The organism is uncultured Lactobacillus sp. (assembly GCF_944327175.1).
In the GTDB taxonomy this organism is placed as follows: Bacteria; Bacillota; Bacilli; order Lactobacillales; family Lactobacillaceae; genus Lactobacillus.
In genome coordinates this window covers 1-20,199 of sequence record NZ_CALVGT010000002.1, presented here as the reverse complement: position 1 = coordinate 20,199, position 20,199 = coordinate 1, and the positions used below count along the sequence as shown (strand labels likewise).

At 48.9% G+C, this 20,199-nt stretch carries 13 protein-coding genes, 7 tRNA genes and 2 pseudogenes; 5 read left to right on the top strand and 17 right to left on the bottom strand.

What is annotated here, in order from left to right:
* Nucleotides 1-223 precede the first annotated feature (223 nt).
* Both Q0J41_RS00185 and Q0J41_RS00180 read left to right on the top strand, forming a co-directional pair.
* A complete protein-coding gene (locus Q0J41_RS00185) occupies nucleotides 224-1,843 on the top strand; it encodes a peptide ABC transporter substrate-binding protein (RefSeq protein ID WP_296224537.1) in 1,620 nt (539 codons plus the stop codon).
* A gap of 131 nt (nucleotides 1,844-1,974) precedes the next feature.
* Nucleotides 1,975-2,499 carry an NUDIX hydrolase gene (locus tag Q0J41_RS00180; protein ID WP_296224535.1) on the top strand — a complete coding sequence of 175 codons (525 nt, stop codon included), beginning with the start codon at nucleotides 1,975-1,977 and terminating at the stop codon, nucleotides 2,497-2,499.
* A gap of 56 nt (nucleotides 2,500-2,555) precedes the next feature.
* On the opposite strand, the gene Q0J41_RS00175 is transcribed toward Q0J41_RS00180, so the two are convergent.
* Together Q0J41_RS00175 and Q0J41_RS00170 are read right to left on the bottom strand one after the other, a co-directional pair.
* A complete protein-coding gene (locus Q0J41_RS00175) occupies nucleotides 2,556-3,125 on the bottom strand; it encodes a M24 family metallopeptidase (protein WP_296224532.1) in 570 nt (189 codons plus the stop codon).
* 311 nt (nucleotides 3,126-3,436) lie between these two features.
* Entirely contained in the window at nucleotides 3,437-5,143 is a 1,707-nt protein-coding gene (locus tag Q0J41_RS00170) for a transposase (protein ID WP_296224530.1), read from the bottom strand.
* 192 nt (nucleotides 5,144-5,335) lie between these two features.
* Here Q0J41_RS00170 and Q0J41_RS00165 point away from each other — a divergent pair.
* A pseudogene (locus Q0J41_RS00165) lies at nucleotides 5,336-5,812 on the top strand (MFS transporter); the annotation flags it as partial.
* A 157-nt stretch (nucleotides 5,813-5,969) separates the two neighbouring features.
* Nucleotides 5,970-8,957: an EAL domain-containing protein gene (locus tag Q0J41_RS00160; RefSeq protein WP_296224528.1), complete on the top strand. Its 2,988-nt coding sequence runs from the start codon at nucleotides 5,970-5,972 to the stop codon at nucleotides 8,955-8,957.
* A 98-nt stretch (nucleotides 8,958-9,055) separates the two neighbouring features.
* On the opposite strand, the gene Q0J41_RS00155 is transcribed toward Q0J41_RS00160, so the two are convergent.
* The 14 genes and pseudogenes from Q0J41_RS00155 to Q0J41_RS00090 form a co-directional block, all read right to left on the bottom strand.
* A complete protein-coding gene (locus Q0J41_RS00155; RefSeq protein ID WP_296224527.1) occupies nucleotides 9,056-9,559 on the bottom strand; it encodes an ECF transporter S component in 504 nt (167 codons plus the stop codon).
* Nucleotides 9,560-9,735: 176 nt separating this feature from the next.
* Nucleotides 9,736-11,115, bottom strand: a pseudogene (locus Q0J41_RS00150) (aldehyde dehydrogenase family protein); the annotation flags it as partial.
* A 209-nt stretch (nucleotides 11,116-11,324) separates the two neighbouring features.
* On the bottom strand, nucleotides 11,325-11,573 hold the full coding sequence (locus Q0J41_RS00145; protein WP_296224524.1) for a hypothetical protein: 249 nt from the start codon (nucleotides 11,571-11,573) through the stop codon (nucleotides 11,325-11,327).
* 78 nt (nucleotides 11,574-11,651) lie between these two features.
* Complete coding sequence (locus Q0J41_RS00140; RefSeq protein WP_296224523.1) at nucleotides 11,652-13,040, bottom strand: amino acid permease; 1,389 nt, start codon at nucleotides 13,038-13,040, stop codon at nucleotides 11,652-11,654.
* A 116-nt stretch (nucleotides 13,041-13,156) separates the two neighbouring features.
* Nucleotides 13,157-14,935, bottom strand: a complete 1,779-nt coding sequence (locus Q0J41_RS00135; protein WP_296224522.1) for a DUF6449 domain-containing protein — start codon at nucleotides 14,933-14,935, stop codon at nucleotides 13,157-13,159.
* Nucleotides 14,907-15,812, bottom strand: a complete 906-nt coding sequence (locus tag Q0J41_RS00130) for an ABC transporter ATP-binding protein (RefSeq protein WP_296224521.1) — start codon at nucleotides 15,810-15,812, stop codon at nucleotides 14,907-14,909. The genes Q0J41_RS00135 and Q0J41_RS00130 overlap by 29 nt, the downstream gene beginning before the upstream one ends.
* On the bottom strand, nucleotides 15,799-16,173 hold the full coding sequence (locus Q0J41_RS00125) for a GntR family transcriptional regulator (protein ID WP_296224520.1): 375 nt from the start codon (nucleotides 16,171-16,173) through the stop codon (nucleotides 15,799-15,801). Before Q0J41_RS00125 ends, Q0J41_RS00130 begins: the two co-directional genes overlap by 14 nt.
* Before the next feature lie 205 nt (nucleotides 16,174-16,378).
* Nucleotides 16,379-16,452: transfer RNA gene (locus Q0J41_RS00120), tRNA-Asp, on the bottom strand.
* 26 nt (nucleotides 16,453-16,478) lie between these two features.
* A tRNA-Glu gene (locus Q0J41_RS00115) sits at nucleotides 16,479-16,550 on the bottom strand.
* 3 nt (nucleotides 16,551-16,553) lie between these two features.
* Nucleotides 16,554-16,626, bottom strand: a tRNA-Val gene (locus tag Q0J41_RS00110).
* A gap of 2 nt (nucleotides 16,627-16,628) precedes the next feature.
* A tRNA-Arg gene (locus Q0J41_RS00105) sits at nucleotides 16,629-16,702 on the bottom strand.
* A 30-nt stretch (nucleotides 16,703-16,732) separates the two neighbouring features.
* Nucleotides 16,733-16,804: transfer RNA gene (locus Q0J41_RS00100), tRNA-Gly, on the bottom strand.
* Nucleotides 16,805-16,817: 13 nt separating this feature from the next.
* Nucleotides 16,818-16,891 (bottom strand) — tRNA-Pro (locus Q0J41_RS00095).
* Nucleotides 16,892-16,894: 3 nt separating this feature from the next.
* Nucleotides 16,895-16,967, bottom strand: a tRNA-Asn gene (locus tag Q0J41_RS00090).
* A gap of 530 nt (nucleotides 16,968-17,497) precedes the next feature.
* On the opposite strand from Q0J41_RS00090, the gene asnB reads away from it, so the two are divergent.
* Nucleotides 17,498-19,090 carry an asparagine synthase B gene (asnB, locus tag Q0J41_RS00085; protein ID WP_296224519.1) on the top strand — a complete coding sequence of 531 codons (1,593 nt, stop codon included), beginning with the start codon at nucleotides 17,498-17,500 and terminating at the stop codon, nucleotides 19,088-19,090.
* Nucleotides 19,091-19,137: 47 nt separating this feature from the next.
* Here asnB and Q0J41_RS00080 read toward each other — a convergent pair whose 3' ends face one another.
* Nucleotides 19,138-20,013, bottom strand: coding sequence for an RNA methyltransferase (locus tag Q0J41_RS00080; protein WP_296224518.1), 876 nt, complete (start codon nucleotides 20,011-20,013; stop codon nucleotides 19,138-19,140).
* Nucleotides 20,014-20,199 lie beyond the last annotated feature (186 nt).

The following is a 20,199-nucleotide window of genomic DNA, read 5'->3' as shown; positions in this document are numbered from 1 at the left end:
CTTTAAATAGTCAGCCGATTCTGCTTTTAAGTTAGACTAAGATCGTTTTCTAGCAAATGAACTAATACTTAAAGTTATCTTCAATTTCTTGCTGGTTGCTTTAACAACGGTTTTAGCCCCGCCTCATCTTCAGCTCATAGTCGCAAGAAAGCGTTTCTTTTTGTGTATTTTCTGTTAGACTACAATTAGTGTTTGATAATGTAAACTTTTCAAGGAGGACAACATGAAAAAGACTAAGACTTTTTTGGCTGCCGGCAGCATCTTAACGGCTGCATTAGCCTTGACGGCCTGCGGCGGCAACTCTTCATCTTCTTCATCTAACAAAAAAGAACTGAACTGGGAAGAATCAGCTGAAATTCCTACTATGGACCTGTCCAAGGCCACTGACTCAGCCAGCTTTACCCAATTGATCAACACCATGGAAGGTCTTTACCGGGCAAAGTCTGACGGCAGCCAGGAAAAGGCCATGGCAACCAGCGAAAAGGTGTCTAAGGACGGGAAGACTTACACCTTTACTCTCCGTAAGGACAACAAGTGGTCCAACGGTGACCCAGTAACCGCGCAAGACTTCGTCTACTCATGGCGCAGAACGGTTGACCCAAAGACTGCTTCTCAATACGCTTACCTGTTTGAAGGCATCAAGAACGCCATGGACATCCAAAACGGCAAGAAGAAGCCGGAAACTTTGGGGATTAAGGCCATTGGCAAGTACAAGCTGGTCGTAACTCTGGACCGGCGGATTCCTTACTTCAACAACTTGATGGCCTTCGGGAGCTTCTTCCCGCAAAACGAAAAGGCAGTCAAGAAGTACGGCTCCAAGTACGGTACTGCCTCCAAGTACATGGTCTACAACGGACCATACGTGATGAGCGGCTGGAGCGGGTCAAACCTGTCCTGGAAGCTCAAGAAGAACCCATACTACTGGGACAAGAAGAATGTCAAGCTGGACGCGGTCAACTACAGCGTGCAAAAGACCCCGTCAACTGCTTACAACCTCTACCAGTCAAACAAGCTTGACGCTGTAGCCCTGGACGCTGAACAAAGCAAGCAGCTTAAGAGCGTAAAGGGCTATGCTCTCTACCCACGTGGGACTACCTTCTACATCCAATTCAACCAGGCTAAGAACAAGTACCTGCAAAACGCCAACATCCGCAAGGCCCTTTCCATGGCCATCAACCGGGAAAGCCTGACCAAGGTCCTGGGCGGCAGCAACACTGTAGCTCACACCTTCACTCCAGCTAAGCTGACCACGGTTAACGGCAAGGACTACACCAGCCTGATTTCCAAGAGTGACGAAGCCTACACTTACTACAACAAGAAGGAAGCTCAAAAGTACCTTAAGCAAGGTATGAAGGAACTTGGCGTTTCCAAGCTGAGCTTCAAGCTTTTGTCAGACGACACCGACGGTGCCAAGAAGTCTACTGAAGCAATGCAGTCAAACATCCAGGAAACTCTGCCGCAAGTCTCCATCACCACCCAGAACCTGCCATTCAAGACCCGTCTGGCCAGAACTGACGCGCTTAACTTCGACATGGTTGTTTCTGCCTGGGGTGCCGACTTCAGCGACCCTATCTCCTTCCTGGACTTGATGACTTCCACCAACGCCCAAAACGGCGGCAAGTGGTCCAACAAGGAATACGACAAGCTGATCGCGGCTTCAAAGACTACTGGCTCAGACTCTGAACGCTGGAGCGACCTGTCCAAGGCTGAAGGTGTTCTGCTGAAAGACGTTGGTATTTCACCACTTTACTCAAGCACCAGTGCCTGGATCGTCCGTCCAAGCATCAAGGGCTTGGTAAACCTGCGCGACCACTGGGACTTCAAGTACGCTTCTATTAACTAGTGTCCGTCCCTAGAGGCTAACAAACTGAATCACTGAAAATAGCAGACCGTCTGGTCTGCTATTTTTGTACTTTAACTGTTTTTCTTGCTACAATTGAACTGATTTTTAAAGAGATTGGTGGCAGGCAAAAAATGTACAAAGTAGTCAAGAAAGAAACTATCAAGGCGGACCGCTTCACGGTCATTCAGGAGCAGGTGGCCAAGGACGGGAAAATAGCCCCATATTCCTACGTTACAATCGGCTTCGGGATTTCCATCATCCCCTTCGTTGATGATGACTACGTCTTGCTCTTAAAGGAATACCGGCATCCCGTTGGCAGCTGGCAATATGAATTCCCCAGCGGCGGCATTGATGAGGGAGAAGAGCCCAGTCAGGCAGCTAGAAGAGAGCTGCTGGAAGAAACGGGCTATGAGGCCAGCCAGCTGACAGAACTCGGTTTCACCTACCCTTCTTTTGGATCAACCAATGAGAAGATCACCCTTTTTGCCTGCCGGGCCAAAAAAATGGCTCAGCCAAAAAGAGAGATTCTGGAAGAGATCAAGATGGAGATCGTCTCTGTCGACCAGCTGGAAGATTTGATCGTCAAAGGTGAATTCGCCCACGGGGCTGGCCAGGCAGCCTGGCTCAAGTGGCGGCTGCTTAATGAGAGAAGATAAGACTAGTAAGCAAGAGAAGCAAAAAGGTCAAGTGTGAAAGCACTTGGCCTTTTTGCTCACAAAAGCAACAAATCTTTCCCGGTCTTGGTAAAGGGGTGGAAGCCGTCTTCATCAAGACACCCGCAGTCCTCAATTCTGACGCCGCCAACGCCCGGCAAATAGATCCCCGGCTCAATGGAAAAGCACATCCCTGCTTCCAGCTTCTGCTTGCTTCCCGGCTCCAGATTCACCGGCTCATGGACCTGCATCCCGATCCCGTGACCCAAGCGGTGGGTAAAGTACTGCCCGTAGCCTGCTCCTTCGATAACCCCGCGGGCCACCTGGTCCAGCTCACCTGCCGTCATCCCTGGTCTGGCCGCCCTAGCCGCCTCCTCCTGGGCTAACCGGACCGTCTCATAGATTTCCCGCTTTGCCTGGCTGATTTCGCCCAGGGCCACCGCCCGGCTGACATCTGAAGCATAGCCGTCCTTCATGATCCCCAAGTCAAAAATCACCATGTCCCCAGCTTGAACTCCCTTTTGGCTGGGCAGGCCGCTGACACTGGCCGCGCTTTCCCCGGCCTGGACAATCAATGGAAAGCTCAAGTCCCCCATCCCGAATTCAAAAACATATCCATTAATATTCAAGTGAACACTAATGAACACATTCTTGTCCTCTAGCTGAAGCTAGAAGATTTTTTTAGGCTTTTTCGCGGGGAAATGCCTTGTGCGCTCAGTTGTATGTACCTCCACTAAAGTTTCCCTTAGCTTCTGATACTTTTATCATACGCACAGTCAAAGAGTTCGCCATATTTTGCTTAACAAAGCCCGTAGACTCAGTCTCACAAAACGGGCAGGAATATGTCCTAAGTTTCCCTAGTGCCGAAGCTCTAGGGCAGCGCCCAGTCCACGACTTGAAGCAGGGACGAACCCACGCTTGTGACGCTTTGATTGATAGACTATGCCATCACCAACTGTTTGTTTGCGTAACGGTCTTCAAGAATCAACTTAACATTCTTGTATGGCATATATTTCGTTATTTCTTTGTCATCCGCTCTTTGCAAAATATTTACCGCTGCTACTGTATTTGCGTTCATTTCTCCACAATTTGGACAGACAGCCGTTTCATGATGTGCGCCTTTTCTTTCACTGAAATGCGCACCACATCTTGGACAGAACTGAGACGTATATGCCGGATTAACGTCGATAGTTTGAATTCCCAGACTGCCACATAAATACTCGATACGTTTATCCAGTCTTCCTTTAGCCCATGACGACAGCTTGCGTCTCACTTTTGCTTCATAGCGGTTTGATGCTTTAGGCAATTTCTCTTTTGTAAAAGTCAGATCTTCCTTGACGAGAATATCTGGATCTTCTGCCACAAGCATCTGTCTAATGCTTGTGTTCATCACCCGCTCCATGTTGCGCTGATTTCTTTCATGTTGGCGGTGATAGAGCTTGCTGCCAAGATGGTGTTCTTCAAGACGGGCAATTTGGCGCTCAAGACTTCCAATGCGGTGTCTCATACGTTTCTTTGTCTTAGCTGAATAATCCTTGGCTAACTTTTCCTGCAAAGCAGACTTTTCTTTTCTTAATTCCTTAGCTAACTGGATGTATTCATTGCGATTTGTATTTCGGTCATTGATCCGCTCAACTTCAGCGCTTACCAGCTTGCTGAAATCTGCTCCATATTCTTGACCACTGCTGCATGAGATGAGAGTTGCCAATCCCTTGTCCATACCCAGTTGCTTTTGTGGCTTGCGAATATTATGGGCAACAGCTTTAATAGCACGATGAACTTCCAGCCGCTTCTTGTCTCGATTAAAAATGAGCTGGATATCGCCGCGTTTCTTCTTGTTGGCATAGCAGTATGGCCCTGTCAGCTTAAACTGCTTTTTCTTTCTGCATTTTGCCGTCATGATTTCTAAGTAGCTTGAGCCATCTTCTTCAACAACTTGCCACATCACTTCGTCATAGAGCATGCATCGTGCAGCCGTTGAATGAGGGTGGGGCTTATGTTTTCTGGTGAGGCGTCTGATATATGCAAAGCAGTGCCGAAGCTGTTTCTCGGATAAAGCGGCTCTTAGTGCAGGATATTGGCTCATTTCTGCATTTGGCTGTGCTTCATTCTCACGTCTCTGCAGAATAAGTTGCCAGTAATATGGAGAAGTGAAGACGTAATCGAGGTACTGGCGCTCAGCATTAGCCAATGTATCGTTAGCTTGAACCATCCTTTTCAGTTTCAAGCCAAGATTTGACCACATGGAATTGAGATTCATACACACGTCTTTAACCGCTTCTGTTACATGCCGTCCTTGAATTCCAAACTGCTCGCTCAGAAGCTTTTGCTTTGAGAGTCTGACCGTTCTTGAATCGGGAGACTTCAATCCTTGAGCTTTATTCTTCTTATAGATCTTTTTCCAGTCTTTGACCGCTTTGCGAGCTTTCTTGATTTCACCGTCATGCTCGCGGATTTTATCTCTAGGGCCATACCAGTTAGCAACATCAGTCATGTGATTGATGCCACACAACTGTGAATAAAGGAAATCTCTGCATTTGCCGTAAGCAGTGAACAGCTCATCCAATTCTTTTAGTTCGTTACTATTTAACTTTACGGTGTAGGCTCTAACTGTCTTAGTTTGAGTTCTTCTCTTTTTTCTGGTCATTTTGGGAAACGACTTTCTTCTTACGATCTTACGTTCGTGTTTAGCTGTATTATATCACAGAAGCTCGTCCAAATACATTGATAACATGACCTAGAATAGAAAAGACTACAAATAAGCATTAGTAGTCTTAAATTGCTATTTTTGACTATATATAATTACAGCTGCTGACTTACTCTTTTCGGGCAAAAACAGGGCTTCTCCACTGCCACCAGCCACCTTTTTCTTTCCTTATATAGCGTCGGCTCCATCATCGGAGTCTTCATCCTCTTTGGACTGCTCAGCCGGGAAGTCTCCCCTTACGCCATTCTTATGGTCATGAACGTCTTAGCTACTTTGATGGTCCTTTTGCTTTTAGTCAGCCATTCCGCCTTCTTGTCTGAGTTTGCTTCCTTCATGTTTGGCTTGACAGCGGCCAGCGGAATCATGCAGACGGGCTTGAACGCCTTCATGGAATTCTTCCCTGACAAAAAGGGCCTGGCTACCGGGATCTTCTACTTCTTCGGGGCAACTGCTTCCTTTACGGTTCCGATCATCACCGGCCTCTTGTCCGACATTGATATCCGCCTGGCCTTTGGTGGGGACCTGGCTGTCGGGATTTTAGCCTGCCTCCTGGTTACCGTTATTTCTATCGCGTACGATAAAAAGAAGATAATTAATGCTAAACAATAGTAAGTAAGATGATATATTTTTTAGTAGTTCTCTTGCTTGAAAGTTCTTTCATCTGCCCTTGCAAGAAACAATCAGTGTTATAATTTTCACGAAAGAACTATTAACTTAAGCTGATAATCACCCACTTGATTATCCTTCAATCAATTAAGGAAGAACTATGGCAGAAGCCCTTTACCAATTTACCGATCAAGAACGCGCCCGATATGAGAAAACACCCCTGCCGCTTTTAGTTATGCAGGTCATCGACGGGGAGTACCATGCCTTGCTAGCTTCTGACGAATATTGCAAGATGGTGGGCTCTGACCGTGAGTCCATGCTGGAATACCTCAACCACCACAGCTTTGACCGGGTCTACCCGGCTGACGTTGTCCGCCTGGCTTCTTTTTCCGCGTCTGCCATCAAGTACCCGGAGTGCCACTTGACCTACCACCTGTCCATCAAGGGCGAATACCACACCCTTTTTGTCCACTCAAAGCAGATCAAGGCCGAGGACGGCACAATCCTTTTACTGGTTACCTACTTTGACCTGGGTAATGAACAGAGCCAGCAGAGCAAGGAGCAAAGTGAATCCCCCGACATGGACCTGCTGACGGGCATGCCCAATGTCAGCTACTTTAGCAAGTTCGGGGATGACTTTTTAAGAAAGCTCTTAAAGCAGGCCGGGCAAGTTGACGTTATTTACTTCGACATCTCCTCCCTGCACTCTTACAACAACCACTTTGGCTTCTTGCAGGGGAACCAGCTTATCAAGAAGTGCGGGGAAATCATCCGGGACAGCTTCCAGGAAGGGCTGACCCTGCGCTATGTCGACGACACCTTCTTGACCATCACTGCTCCCAGCCAGCTCAAGAAGCTGCTGCCAGAGATCAAAAAGAAAGTCGCGGATTTTTCCGCTGACAAGGTTACGACCGTCAGAGCCGGCGTCTACCAGGTCAAGGAAATGGAAGCAGCCACCAGCGCCGTCGACAAGGCCTACCTGGCCCTGCGCTACATGGGCGATGACCGGCACAAGGCTTACCAAGTCTACAATACATCTGTCAAGAAGCGCTTTGAGCTGCAGGACTACTTGATGGGCCACTTTGAAGAAGCCCTCAGCCAGAACTGGATCAAGGTCTACTACCAGACGATTTTCAACCTCTATTCTAAGAAAATCTGCAACTTTGAAGCCGTCTCCCGCTGGCAGGAACCAGGCAAGCCGGCTTTAAAGGCCAGCCGCTTTATCCCTGTTCTGGAAAGAAGCGGCCTGGTCTACCAGCTGGACCTCCATGTCTTAGACCATGTCTGCCAGCTGCTGAACCAAAGACGGGCCGACAACCTGCCAACCGTTCCGGTCTCCATCAACCTCTCGCCTAGCGACTTCAACATCGACGGTTTCATCGACCAAATTCTCGGGATCACCCAGAAATACCAGATTCCCCACAATATGATCCAGTTTGACCTGCTGGCTCAACGAGTCGCGGTTGACCAGCAGCGGCTGAAGGACGCGGCGGCCAACTTGCGGAAGCAAGGCTTCAGGATCTGCCTGGACCGCTATGGCGGGAAAAACAACAATTTGTCAACGGAAACCCTGCTGGAATACAATTTCGACTATGTTAAAGTCGACGTCCGCAGCTTCAATACCAACCGGCAAAGGGCCAAGATCATCCTGGCTTCCGTCATCAACATGTCCCGCCTGCTCGAGATCGTCCCGATCGTCAAGGGGGTTGAGGACAAGGCCATGCTCAACTTCATCCGCTCCTTAGGAATCATGCTGTCTCAAGGGCGGCTTTTGGCTAAAGAGATGCCGGAAGAAGAACTGAGCCAGGAAAGAGATAACTTTGAAAGCGTTGAAGAAAGAGCCCTTTTCTCTGGCCTCAACCACATCAACGTCCTGGATCCCTACTTGGAAACCCGGGACCGGCTGGACAACAACTTTGAGAATCCCCGGCCTAATTCCATCTTCATCGTCCAAAGCCAGCAGGCCAAGCTGGTCTACTGCAACAGTGCCTTCCGCTCCTGGACCGGCCACTTAGGCTACGCTAATCCAGAGGCTTTTGTCAAGAACTGCAACGGGGCGGCGGCTGGCAACTACAGCCGTTTTTGGACCGCCATTGACCAATGCAGGCAGGTTAAAGAGATCTCCCAGTTTGACTGGATTACCGACCAGGAACAGTTTAAAGTCCGCCTGCAACTGATCTCCAAGACCGACAACCTGACCGCCTTCCTCTCTGATGGCTATAAGGTCAAGAACCGGACCCCGCAAACGGACTACCAGCACTTGATCAAGGAGGGCCGGGGCCTGGACCAGGAGAAGGTTCGCCTGGCTCTCTTGGAAAACAGCAATGTCGGGATCTTCTGGAAGAATGGTCAGCTGAAATACCTGGGAGCCAACCAGCGCTTTTTGGACTACTTCGGCTTGAAGCTCAAGGATATCCTGGGCCAGATTGGCTGCCCGTATCCAAATAACGATCATGATGATTTGCAGAAAATCATAGGCCAGGAAAAGCAGCTCTTAAAGGACGGGGTAGCCTTAAACGACTATCTGACCCTCAGTGTCAACGACAACCACCAGACCTTCCACTACTATCTCTCGCCAATTTACGACGATAACACCATCTGCGGCCTCCTGGACTTTATCATTGATGTTACCAGCCAGATGGACGAGCTGAACCAGCTGCAGGTTGAAGCCACCCAGGACCCTTTGACCACCTTGAAGAACCGGCGCAGTTTTGACCGGGATTTCGGCTACTTGACACAAAGAGACATTTCGGTCATGATGATCGACATTGACTACTTCAAGACTTTTAACGACAAGTTCGGCCACATGTACGGGGACGCGGTCTTGAAGAAGATCAGCGAGGCCCTCCTGCACGTTTACGGGATCGGTCACTGCTACCGCTACGGGGGTGACGAGTTCTTGGTCATTGAGGACTTTGAATCCAGGGACCGGCTGCGCAGGAATGACCAAAAAGTCCGGGAATACTTGAAACAGGTCAAGATTCTGGACTTGAAATTTGACATCCAGATTTCTGCCGGCTATGTCTATGGCCAGGCCCAGACCCCAGACGAGGTCTACGAGATGATCCGGGAAGCCGACCACATGCTCTACCAGAGTAAGGAGAATGGCCGCAACCAGATCAACGGCGGACCTTCGCGCTATAATTAGCCTTCTATTTAACTGAATGTGCATTAAAAAATCCACCCATCTGGGTGGATTTTTGCTTGCAATGCTTTCTGTATTTCTTTATTCTTGCTGTTTTCCGTTTACCGCAGCCGGTGCTGGAACTGCTTTTCGATGCCGGCATGGTAGACCAAGTTGTAGCCTAAGCCCGCCCCAACGGCCGCCTGCAGGCATTCGAAAGGAAACTTGACCAAGGAAATTGCCGGGGTAGCGTAGACGAAGGCCCGGCCTAAAGTGTAGCCAGTCACCATCACGGTCGCGCCTAAAAGAATCCCCAAGATGACCTTCTTTTTCTCGCCGGCAAACTTGTGGGCAAAGTAAGAGATGATCAAGGCTTCAAAGCCGTGAGAAAAGAGGCTGACGAACATGGGCGCCGGATAGAAAAGGAAGTCGCCCAAGAAGGCCCCTACCCCGCCGACCACGAAGGCCTCTGATGGGGACAAAAGCAAGGCTGCCGCCACGATGACCACATCGTTGAAGTAGAGGTGGCCGCCCGGGACAGGGATGCTGAATGAAGACAAGGCAACATTCATCGCCATCAAGACGGCGACGACGGCGGTTCTTTTGACTGACCATGATTTTTGCATGTAATTTTCCTCCATCTTGTAACTTTGCCTTCTATTTTAACACTTTTTCAGTATTTTTTAAGGCATTTTTTCTTACAAAAAAGAAGAAAGAAAAAGCCAAGGCAATAGCCTCAGCTTAATTAATTTAGACGTGGATTCTTGATTTTTAATGACGGTATTTTTTATAAGATTGGCTTTCTTCTCATGGCCACGGTCTTGATATTCAAGAGGTCCTTGGCGGTGATATTGTGAGAAACTGAGTTGGCCCCGTATGAGCCGGTTCCCAGGGTCAAGGATGGCATCATGTTGTTGTAAACCCCGCCGATCCCGCCAAGGGCAGCCGGGCTATTGACCAGGATGCGGCAGGCAGACATGGCGAAGGCAAACTTGCGGATAACCTTGCTGTTTTGGGTGTGGATGCCGGCAGTGTGGCCCCGGCCGCCGTAGTTCAAGAGGTCGGTGCAAATCTTGAAGGCCTGGGCACTGTTTTCCGCCTTGTAGAGGGTGAAGACCGGAGACAGCTTTTCAGCTGACAATGGGTACTTCGGGCCAACACCGCTGTATTCAGCCACGATGACTTGGCTGTCGGCTGGTACGGTCACCCCGCACATTTCCGCAATCTTGACCGCGCTCTTGCCGGCCATCGGGCCAGCTACCGTCCCCCGGCGCGGGTCGATGAAGTGTTCTTCAAAGAGCTTGATTTCGTCAGGCTTTAAGAAGTAGCAGTGGCGCTTTAAGAAGGCTTCCTTGACTTGGTCATAGATCTCCTTGTCAACGACGACGGAGTTTTCTGAGGCACAGATCATCCCGTTATCAAAAGTCTTGGACAAGACGATATCGTTTACTGACTGTTCAATGTCCGCTGTCTTTTCGATGTAGGACGGGCCGTTGCCTGGGCCCACACCCAGGGCCGGCTTGCCAGTTGAGTAGGCGGCCTTGACCATGCCTGGGCCACCAGTGGCCAGAACCATCTGAACCTTTGGGTTGTTCATCAAAGCCGTCGTGGCCGTGAGGCTTGGATGCTCGATCCATTGGATCCAGTTTTCCGGCGCCCCGGCGCTAACCGTAGCTTCCTTGATCAGCTTGGCCGTTTCCACACAGCACTTTTGGGCTTGCGGGTGGAAGCCGAAGATGATGGTGTTCTTGCTCTTCATGGCGATCATGGCCTTGAAGATAACCGTGGAAGTCGGGTTGGTAACTGGCGTTACCCCGGCGATGACCCCGATCGGTTCAGCGATCTTCATCAAGCCTTCCTGCTTGTTTTCTTCGATCACCCCGACCGTCTTCATGTCCTTCATGCTTTCCCAGATAGTTTGGGAAGCGTAGGTGTTCTTGGTCACCTTGTCTTCGACCTTGCCCCGGCCAGTTTCGTCAACTGCCATTTGGGCCAGGTAACGGGCATTGTCTTCGCCGACTTTTTCAATGACTTGGCAAAGCTTGTCCACGTCTTCCTGGCTGAAGTTTTCCATTTGGGCTAAGGATTCATGTGATTTATTAACCAAAATATCGACATTGTGGTAGATTTCTTCTTCAGTTTCAACTGCTTTTTCCACTTTAATGGTGCTTTGCTTAGGCATTCTTTCGTCTCCTGCTCCTCGTTTATTTCTTGTGATATATTTCTCAATTACTACTATAACAGCATTTAGGAAAAAGAAAAGAGGATAAAATCCCTCTTTTTTAATGACACAAGAAGCTGCTTTTCCCTTATCTTTTGCCTTATTAACGATGTAAGCGGTAACTAAGATTAGATATTGTGAATAAATTGTTTTATTCCTTTTTTCTACTTTTACAAAAGATAGCGATTTCTGTCACAAAAGTTAAAAGGCGGGTTTCCAGCTCTTTCGCCGATAAAAAACAGATTTGCTTGCCTGTATTCTCCTTTTTTCACTAAATAAGCCTGGGTAAAAGGTATTTTAACTTTTAGTAGTTCAATAATTTTTTCACTTACTCTCTGCAAGTTAGCTGTTTTTTGGGCAAAAAGGAGAAAAAACTGAGAGAAAATACTCTCTTTACCAGACAAAGTCAAGAAAAGCATTTCGCTAGAAAGGCTAACCTTCTGGACAAAAAACAGCCATGACTTCCGTCATGACTGTACAATCTGTTCAATTCAATTTTAGTTATCGGCCCGCTTGTCCTTGGCCCGCTGGTGGAAGTAGCAGAAACTGCCGAAGAAGAGGACCCAGGCCGTAGCCAGGCTGGCGCCGAAGATATCCGCCTTGACGAAGAAGAGGCTGAAGAAGATGATCAGGAAGAAGGCAATCGTCAATGGACTGGTTACCTGGTAAAAAGGCATCTTGAAGCCGTCTTCCATAAAGTCACTGGACTTGCGGTACTTCCGGTGGGCCAGCAGGGCCAGGACGTAAACCAGGATGAAGATGTCACTGGTTGCCCCGGCAACCATGCTGAAGGCCTCAATTGCCGTGTTAGAGAAGCTGAGGATCGGCGCGATCAGGGCGAATAAAACTGAGATCCCGATTCCTCTTGCCGGTACCCCATTTGGCGCAATCTTGGCAAATTTTTCCTTCAGCCAGCTGCCCTGGCTAGCTTCTTGCGCTAATTGGAAGAAGTGCCGGCCAGCTGAGAAGATGGTTGAATTCAAGGCTGAAGCCGCGCTGGTCAAAACCACGAAGTTCAGAACTGAAGCCGCGGTAGTGAAGCCAGCTAACTGGAAGACCTGGACGAAAGGACTGCTGGAGGCAGACACTGACCGCCAGGGAACCACGCACATGATCACAGTTAAAGTCCCGATGTAAAAGATCAAGATTCGCAACAAAGTCTCGTTGACTGCCTTCTTGATCACCTGGTGGGGATCTTCAGCTTCCCCAATCGTGATGGTCACGAATTCAATCCCGGCAAAAGAGAAGAAGACCATTGGGAAGGCGGTAAAGAAGGCATAAGTGCCATTTGGCGCCAGCTTGAAGTTCTTGGTCAGGTTGGCCAAAGAAGCATAGCCAACTGGGGTTTTAGCATGGGTTGCCACCAGGAAGATCCCGGTCAAGATCATGGAGATGATAGCAATGATCTTGATCATGGCAAACCAGAATTCCGTTTCCCCAAAGAGGCGGGCTGCCGTCAAGTTCAGCAGGGTCAAGGCTCCTAGGAAGATCAGCTCAACCAGCCAAAGAGGCGCGTGCGGGAACCAGTACTGGAAGTAGGTCCCGACTGCTGTAAGTTCAGCCATACAGGCAAAGAGCAGGCCGATCCAGTAGGACCAGCCGGCGAAGTTGCCGGCTGCTGGCCCCAGGTATTTAGTAATAAATGAGACGAAGGTATGGTGGTTGGGGTCTGAGTAAAACATTTCTCCCAATGCCCGCAGCATGAAGAAGAAAAAGACCCCCATGAATGCATAAATCAAAATGACTGACGGTCCGGTGGCCGAGATCGTGCTGCCGGTCCCTAAGAAAAGACCTGTCCCGATCGTGCCCCCGATGGCAATCATCTGTACGTGCCGGTTCGATAAGGACCGGAGCGTTCCGTCCGCGTTTTCGTGTTTTTTCGCCATCTGTCCTCCTAAATAATTAAAGCAACATTAATCTTATAATTGTTTTAATATTTTAATAATAGAGGAAATAGCCGGAAAAGTAAAGTTATTAAGCAAATTATGCTGATTTTCGCCCTTTAACCGAATTGATCTTCAAGATAAAAATCTAAGGGCTGTTGATACTCCAATTTAACTTTCTTTGCGGAATACAATTTGTTTTTCTTTAAGAAAACAATCGTCTGGCTGTAATTGCTGTAAACCGGATAGTAGATCTTGGCCCGCTTGCCATTTGCCCGCGTCCAGGAAACCGCGACTTGGCCAATCGGCTTCTGCAGGCTGGCCTGCTGGTAGTCCCACTTGGCTAAGTCTTGCTTGTAGGCTGCCCGGAAGTCCTTGTAAAGCTGGCTGTCCTGGCGCTTGATCGTTTCCTTGCCATTTGTGTAGGCAAAGGACATGCTATCCAGATTATCCATAATCATCTGGTCGTGGTAGATCTGGAAGTAAGCCTGCTTGTAAGCCTTGGTCTTGCTGATTGGTTCAAAGTATTTCTTCAGGGTCTTTCTATCCACATCATAGACCCTGGTCTTGACGCGGCCATTCTTCATTCTGAAGACAAAGCGCATATGGACTGAATCTTCCCGTTCATGAGACCGGTTCTGGGTAAATTTGCTGCCGGCTTTGACCAGATTTACGAAGTCACTGTTTACCGGTAAATACATGTATTTCGCGGCATAATCGCTGGCGTCACCTTTGGCCGATTTTTTGCCCATGTAATAGTTGGTATAGATGCCGTCATCCTGTGAAATTGCCACACTGGCTACTTGCTTGCTTGCAGGCAGCCAATCATCGTAGCGCTTGGCTCCCCAAACCATGCCGGCAAAAATTGCTAAACCGGCCACGGTTAACAGCAGACTTTGGACAAAGTTGTGCTTCCAGGCAACCAGGTCAAACTTGAAGATAATTTCCATCAAGCTGGCAGTTATTAAACCAATTATGAGGGCACCAATAATGCCGCAAGCAAAGTTTAAGCCGATCATTGTGTAGCCAATGATCCCGCCAATTGCCGCGAAGTAGACAACCACGATGATCTTAACCACCTGTTCAATCCAGGCAAAAGCCACAGCTCTGCCTGCCTTTTCATTAGCCCGTTTCTGGTAAGCCCAGTAGGCTAAGGCCAGGTAAAGCACGGTCCAAAGCAGGTTAATCCCGATCCCCAGCCAGTGATTCGAGTTATAAACCTGAGTTGAAGGATTGGTGTATGCTAACCAATCATGATTGTCATAGCCAGCCGTAGTTGCCAAGGTGGAATAGAAGATTGAATCCAGAAAAATCAAGCCAAATTCAAAGCAGGAGAAGAAGATTGTGGCTAAGCCAGCCACAAAGGTATTCCCTGTGACCATCATGCTCAAAGAGGCGATAGCGTACCAAGCTGAAAAGGCAAAGAGGTCAGCCAGAAAGCCCCGCCAGACCTCACCGTCAGCCAGGAAATTAGCCCCGCCTGTAGCCAAGATCAGCATTCCGGCCAGGAAAAAGAGTAAGTAAAGCAAGCTATAAATAAGCAAGCTGTTGACCGTAATTCCGATGAAGCGGGTCTTGCGGCTGACCGGCTGGCTCTCGTAATAGTCCACTTGCCGCGGCACGTGCAAGAAGCGGAAGCCTTCAAAGGCCAGGTAGATGCCGAAGATCCCGGCCAGCGCAGCCGACATGCTCGTATTTTGAAAAATATAATATGTCCGGGCGTCATGCAGCAAGGAAGCTGTCTCAACACCCTTGTTGCTGATCAAAACCAGAACCGGCCCGATGATATAGAACATGGCCATGATCAAGATCGCCAAGACTACGGGTACTTTCCGGTGCCGCAGGATTTCTTTTTGCGGCAGACCGTATTTATTTAAGGATAAGTTTGCGCGTGTCATAGCCAACTGCCTCCGCTTCTGCAATAAAGATTTCTTCCAAGGTCAACGGCAGGATTTCGAAGAAGGTCATCGGCACATGGTCAAAGACCGCTTCGACTTCGCTCCGGCTCCCCCGCACGACCAAAGTGTGCAGGCGGCCCCGGCTGCTGTGGTCAACCAGCTTCAGCTTGCCCAGGACTTCCTCCATGTCCCGGTCGTCTTTAAAGACGCACTGCAGCTTCTGGATTTCCAGTTTCATGTCGGCCAGGTCTTCTGATAAAAGCAGACCGCCGCTGTGCAGGAAACCGATGTGGTCACAAATATCTTCCAATTCCCGTAAGTTGTGCGAGGCAATGATTGGAGTCAATTGCCGCCGGTCCATGTCTTCGGCGAAAAGGCTCTTCATGCTCTGCCGCATAACCGGGTCTAAGCCGTCAAAAACTTCGTCTAAGAGCAGGTACTTGGTGTTAGTACATAATCCTAGCAGGATCGCCAATTGCCGCTTCATGCCCTTAGAATAGTCGTGTATACGGCGTTTAGGCTCTAAGCGAAAGTCCGCCAGCAGTCTGGCAAAACGTTCTTGGTCAAAGTTCTGGTAAACCGCCGCGTAATCTCTGGCCATAGACTCCGCCGTGGCATTTTGGAAGAAGTAGGGGTCATCTGGAATGAAGCAAAACTTTTTCTTTGCGGCAGGATTGTCATAAACTGGCAACCCGTCAATAGTGATATAGCCAGAAGTCGGCCGCAGGATGCCAGCGATCATCCGCAAGAGGGTGCTCTTGCCGGCCCCGTTGGTCCCGATCAAGCCAAAGACCCGGTCTTCTTCAATGGTCAGGTTAAGGCTCTTAATGGCCTCTGTCTGCCCATAATCCTTCTTTAGTGCATCAATCTCGATCATCTTCTACCGCCTCCTCCATGGCTTCAGTAAACAATTCCTGCGGATCCAGGCCCACAGCTTGAATCTCCTTAATTAAATCAATCATTTTCCCTTTCAGCTCTTCTTTTTGCTTGCTCTTTAGCGTTTCATTGGCCCGGACGAAATTCCCCCGGCCTTTGACGCTGTATACGTATCCTTCCCGTTCCAGCGCGGCGTATGCCTTCTGCACTGTATTAGGGTTAGTCGACAATTCCATGGCCAACTTCCGCACTGACGGCAGCTGCTCATCTGGCAGCATGACTCCGGTCAGAATCAGCTGCTTGTACCTGTCCGCGATCTGCTGGTAAATCGGCCGGCTGTCCAAATAGTCAATAAAGTCCACTAGCTCACTCCTTTCTAGCTGTCTATACTGTACTATTTATTCTAGTACACTAAAAACGAAATAACAAGCACTTCGCAAAAAGAAAATAGCTTCTTTCTAAAGTAAAATAAGTGGCTAAGGAAATTTAGAAAGAACAGAATAAGCCAGAAAGAAAAAATAAATGCAAAGACAAAAAAGAAGCAGGTATCTACCTGCTTCTCAGTGACGGTCCATGCGGGATTTGAACCCGCGATCTCCTCCGTGACAGGGAGGCGAGATAGACCACTGCTCCAATGGACCAAATATTCTGTTTTGCCTTCCGGCAATGACCCGTACGGGATTTGAACCCATGTTACCGCCGTGAAAGGGCGGTGTCTTAACCACTTGACCAACGGGCCAGATGGAGGATACAGGGCTCGAACCTGTGACCCTCTGCTTGTAAGGCAGATGCTCTCCCAGCTGAGCTAATCCTCCAATGCACCCAGTAGGACTTGAACCTACAACCTTCTGATTCGTAGTCAGACACTCTATCCAGTTGCGCTATGGGTGCATCTATTCAATTAAGCATCTCTTGATACTAAGCGGAAGACGGGATTCGAACCCGCGACCCCCACCATGGCAAGGTGATGTTCTACCACTGAACTACTTCCGCATCTTTCGTTTGATCGGGAAGACAGGATTTGAACCTGCGACCCCCTGGTCCCAAACCAGGTGCTCTACCAAACTGAGCCACTTCCCGATACTCCGCCTGTCAGACTCGAACTGACGACATCCTGATTAACAGTCAAGCGCTCTACCAACTGAGCTAAGGCGGAATTTTCTGTCGCGCCTCGGCGACGCAACAATTAATATTTTACAGGGCTTAGGGAAAATGTCAACACTTTTCAGCGAAAAAATCAAAAGCTTTATTGAAAAGCCTTCTCCACTTTTCTTTTTAAATTCATTTTTATTTAGTCTTGATTTATTTCTCATCATGATTACAATAGTTCTAAATTAAAAAAAGCCATAAAAAGACGAGTAAAGGCGGACAACCTTCAGTGAGCTGATGAGAGTGGAAATTTAGCAGGCTCTGCCCCCCTTGAAAAACACTTTTTCAGCTGCCAACCGAAAGACTTAGCTCCTGTAGGCTTGGCCGGTTCTGGTCCGTTACCGCCGGATGAGCATCTTTGTGCCCAAAAAGCAGGCTCTATTATCAGAGCAATTTGGGTGGTACCGCGGAACAAAGCCTTTCGTCCCTTACCGGGGAGCGAAGGGCTTTTTCTTTGCTTGGCGCCCCCTTTTTCATAAACTAGCATTTTTCAGTCACTTAAATTATTTTTTGCTTAAAAAGAAAGAGGCAGCAAACATGTGCGGATTTTTAGCGATCGACTCCAAAGAATTTGATTTAAAGATCTTTGACGAAGCACTGGCCAAGTGCCAGGACCGGGGACCGGATATGACCAGGGTCTTTGATGAGCGGGAAGTTACTTTTGGCTTTAACCGCCTGGCCATCATGGACTTGACGGAAAGCGGGATGCAACCTTTTGAAAGCTTGGACTGCACCTTGGTCTGCAACGGGGAAATCTACAACTACCCGGAACTGAAAAAGAACCTGGAAACCGACTACGAATTTACTTCTAGCAGTGACTGCGAAGTTTTGATCCCCCTCTACCGCAAATACGGGATTAAGACGATGGTTAAGATGCTGGATGGGGAATTTGCCTTTGTCCTCTATGATCACCTCTCAAAGACGATTTACGCGGCCAGAGACATCATCGGTATCCGGCCAATGTTCTACGGCTTTATCAAAAAAGACGGCAGGATTGCTTTTGCCTCAACTGGCAAGAACCTGCTTGACCTCTGCGGCGAAATCCATCCCTTCCTGCCTGGCCACTACTATGACGGGGAAAAGATCGTAGCCTACCATGAACCAGACCTCACCCCGAAGATGAGTACTGACGATTTTGAGACGGCGACTCACAAGATCCATGACCTTCTGGTTGAATCAGTTGACCAGCGCCTGGCTTCTGACGCTCCGGTCGGCTACCTCCTTTCAGGCGGCCTGGACTCCTCCCTGGTCTGCTCTATCGCTGCCCGCCTGCAGCCAGATACCAAGATCAGAACTTTTGCCATCGGGATGAACCAAAACCCAATCGACCTTAAGTATGCCCGGGAAGTGGCTGACTACCTAGGGACCGACCACACGGAATTCATCATGACCATAGAAGACGTGCTGGGAGTTTTAAGGGAAGTCATCTATACTTTGGAAACTTGGGACATCACCACCATCCGGGCTTCAATCGGGATGTATATCCTCTGCAAGAAGATCCATGAAACAACCGACTTGAAGGTCATCTTGACTGGTGAATGCTCTGACGAGCTTTTTGGCTACAAATACACTGATTTCGCTCCAAGCCCGGAAGAATTTCAAAAAGAAGCAGCTAAGCGGCTTAGAGAGCTCTACATGTACGACGTCCTGCGGCCAGACCGCTGCATTTCCGCCAACTCCCTGGAAGGCAGAGTGCCATTTGCAGACCGGGAATTTGTCGACTATGTCATGAGCGTTGACCCAGACCTGAAGATGAACCACTACCACAAGGGCAAGTACCTGCTCCGAAAGGCCTTTGAAGAAGGCGACTGGCTGCCGCGGGACATCCTCATGCGGGAAAAAGCGGCCTTCAGTGATGCCGTGGGCCACTCCATGGTTGATGACCTTAAGGAATATGCTGAAAGCAAGTACAACGATGAAGACCTGGCTAAAGCAGGCGAAAAGTACCCATACCGGACGCCATTTACCAAGGAATCCCTTCTTTACCGGGAGATTTTTGAAGAATTTTATCCAGGTAAGGCGGACTGGATCAAGGACTACTGGATGCCAAACAGAAGCTGGAAGAGCCTGGAAGGCGTCACTGACCCAAGTGCCCGGGTATTAAGCAACTACGGTGCTAGCGGCGAATAAGACAAAATCAAAGTAAGATACAAGACACAAAGAAAAAGGACTGGAACTTAATCCAGTCCTTTTTTGACTTCCCAAAAGGCTAAAGCACTAGCGGCGGCAACATTTAAAGAGTCTACCCCCTCAGCCATCGGAATCTTGATCGTATAGTCGCTCTCAGCGATTGTTTGCGGCAACAGGCCTGGTCCTTCAGAACCTAAAATGACAGCCAGGCGGTCTGCTTCTTTTAAGACCGGGTCATCAATGTCTACTGTATTGTCTCTTAAAGCCATAGCCGCGGTCTTAAATCCCAACTCCTGCAGGCTAGCCACGCCTTTTTCCCGCCAAAGTTTTTGATCCAGATAAGTCCACGGCACTTGAAAGACCGTCCCCATGCTGACCCGGCCGCTTCTCCGGTATAAAGGGTCACTGGAGTCGGTCGTGATCAAGACCCCGTCCATGCCTAAAGCCGCCGCTGAGCGGAAAATGGCCCCAACGTTTGTGGGATTAACGACGCTCTCTAAGACACCGACTCTGGCATGCTCGGGCAAGGCAGTCGCAAATTCACGCAGACTTGGCCGCCTTTTTCTTCTAAAAGCACAGATGGCACCCCGCAGCAGATTATAGCCTGGCAGCTGGCCCAAAAGGTCAGACTGGGCGACAAAGATCGGGAAAGCGGGTAAGTGATCGTGGTTAACGGCCAGCTCCCTGTCGAAGTCGGCTAAATCACGTTCTAAGGCCTTCTCCTCCACCAGCATGGCGATTGGCTCATAGCCAGCCCTAATTGCCCGCTCGATTACTTTCGGGCTCTCAGCGATGAAAATACCAACTTCTGGCTCATAATAATGAAATAGCTGGGCTTCATTGTAGTCCGTAAATAGCTTCAGTCTGGGATCATCAAAAGCACTAATTCTAATCAGATTATTTTCTCTGTCGATTCTGGCCATGTCTATATATCTTTCCTTGTGCTTCTACTCTTAGTATTTTTACTCTTACCTATTTTACTATGGAAAACAAAAAGAGCCAGACTTCCGTCTGACTCTTGACTCGCGCGGCAGCTTCCTATCCTCGCAGGCAGTTTCCCACCAACTACTTTCGGCGTTAAGAAGCTTAACTGCTGTGTTCGGCATGGG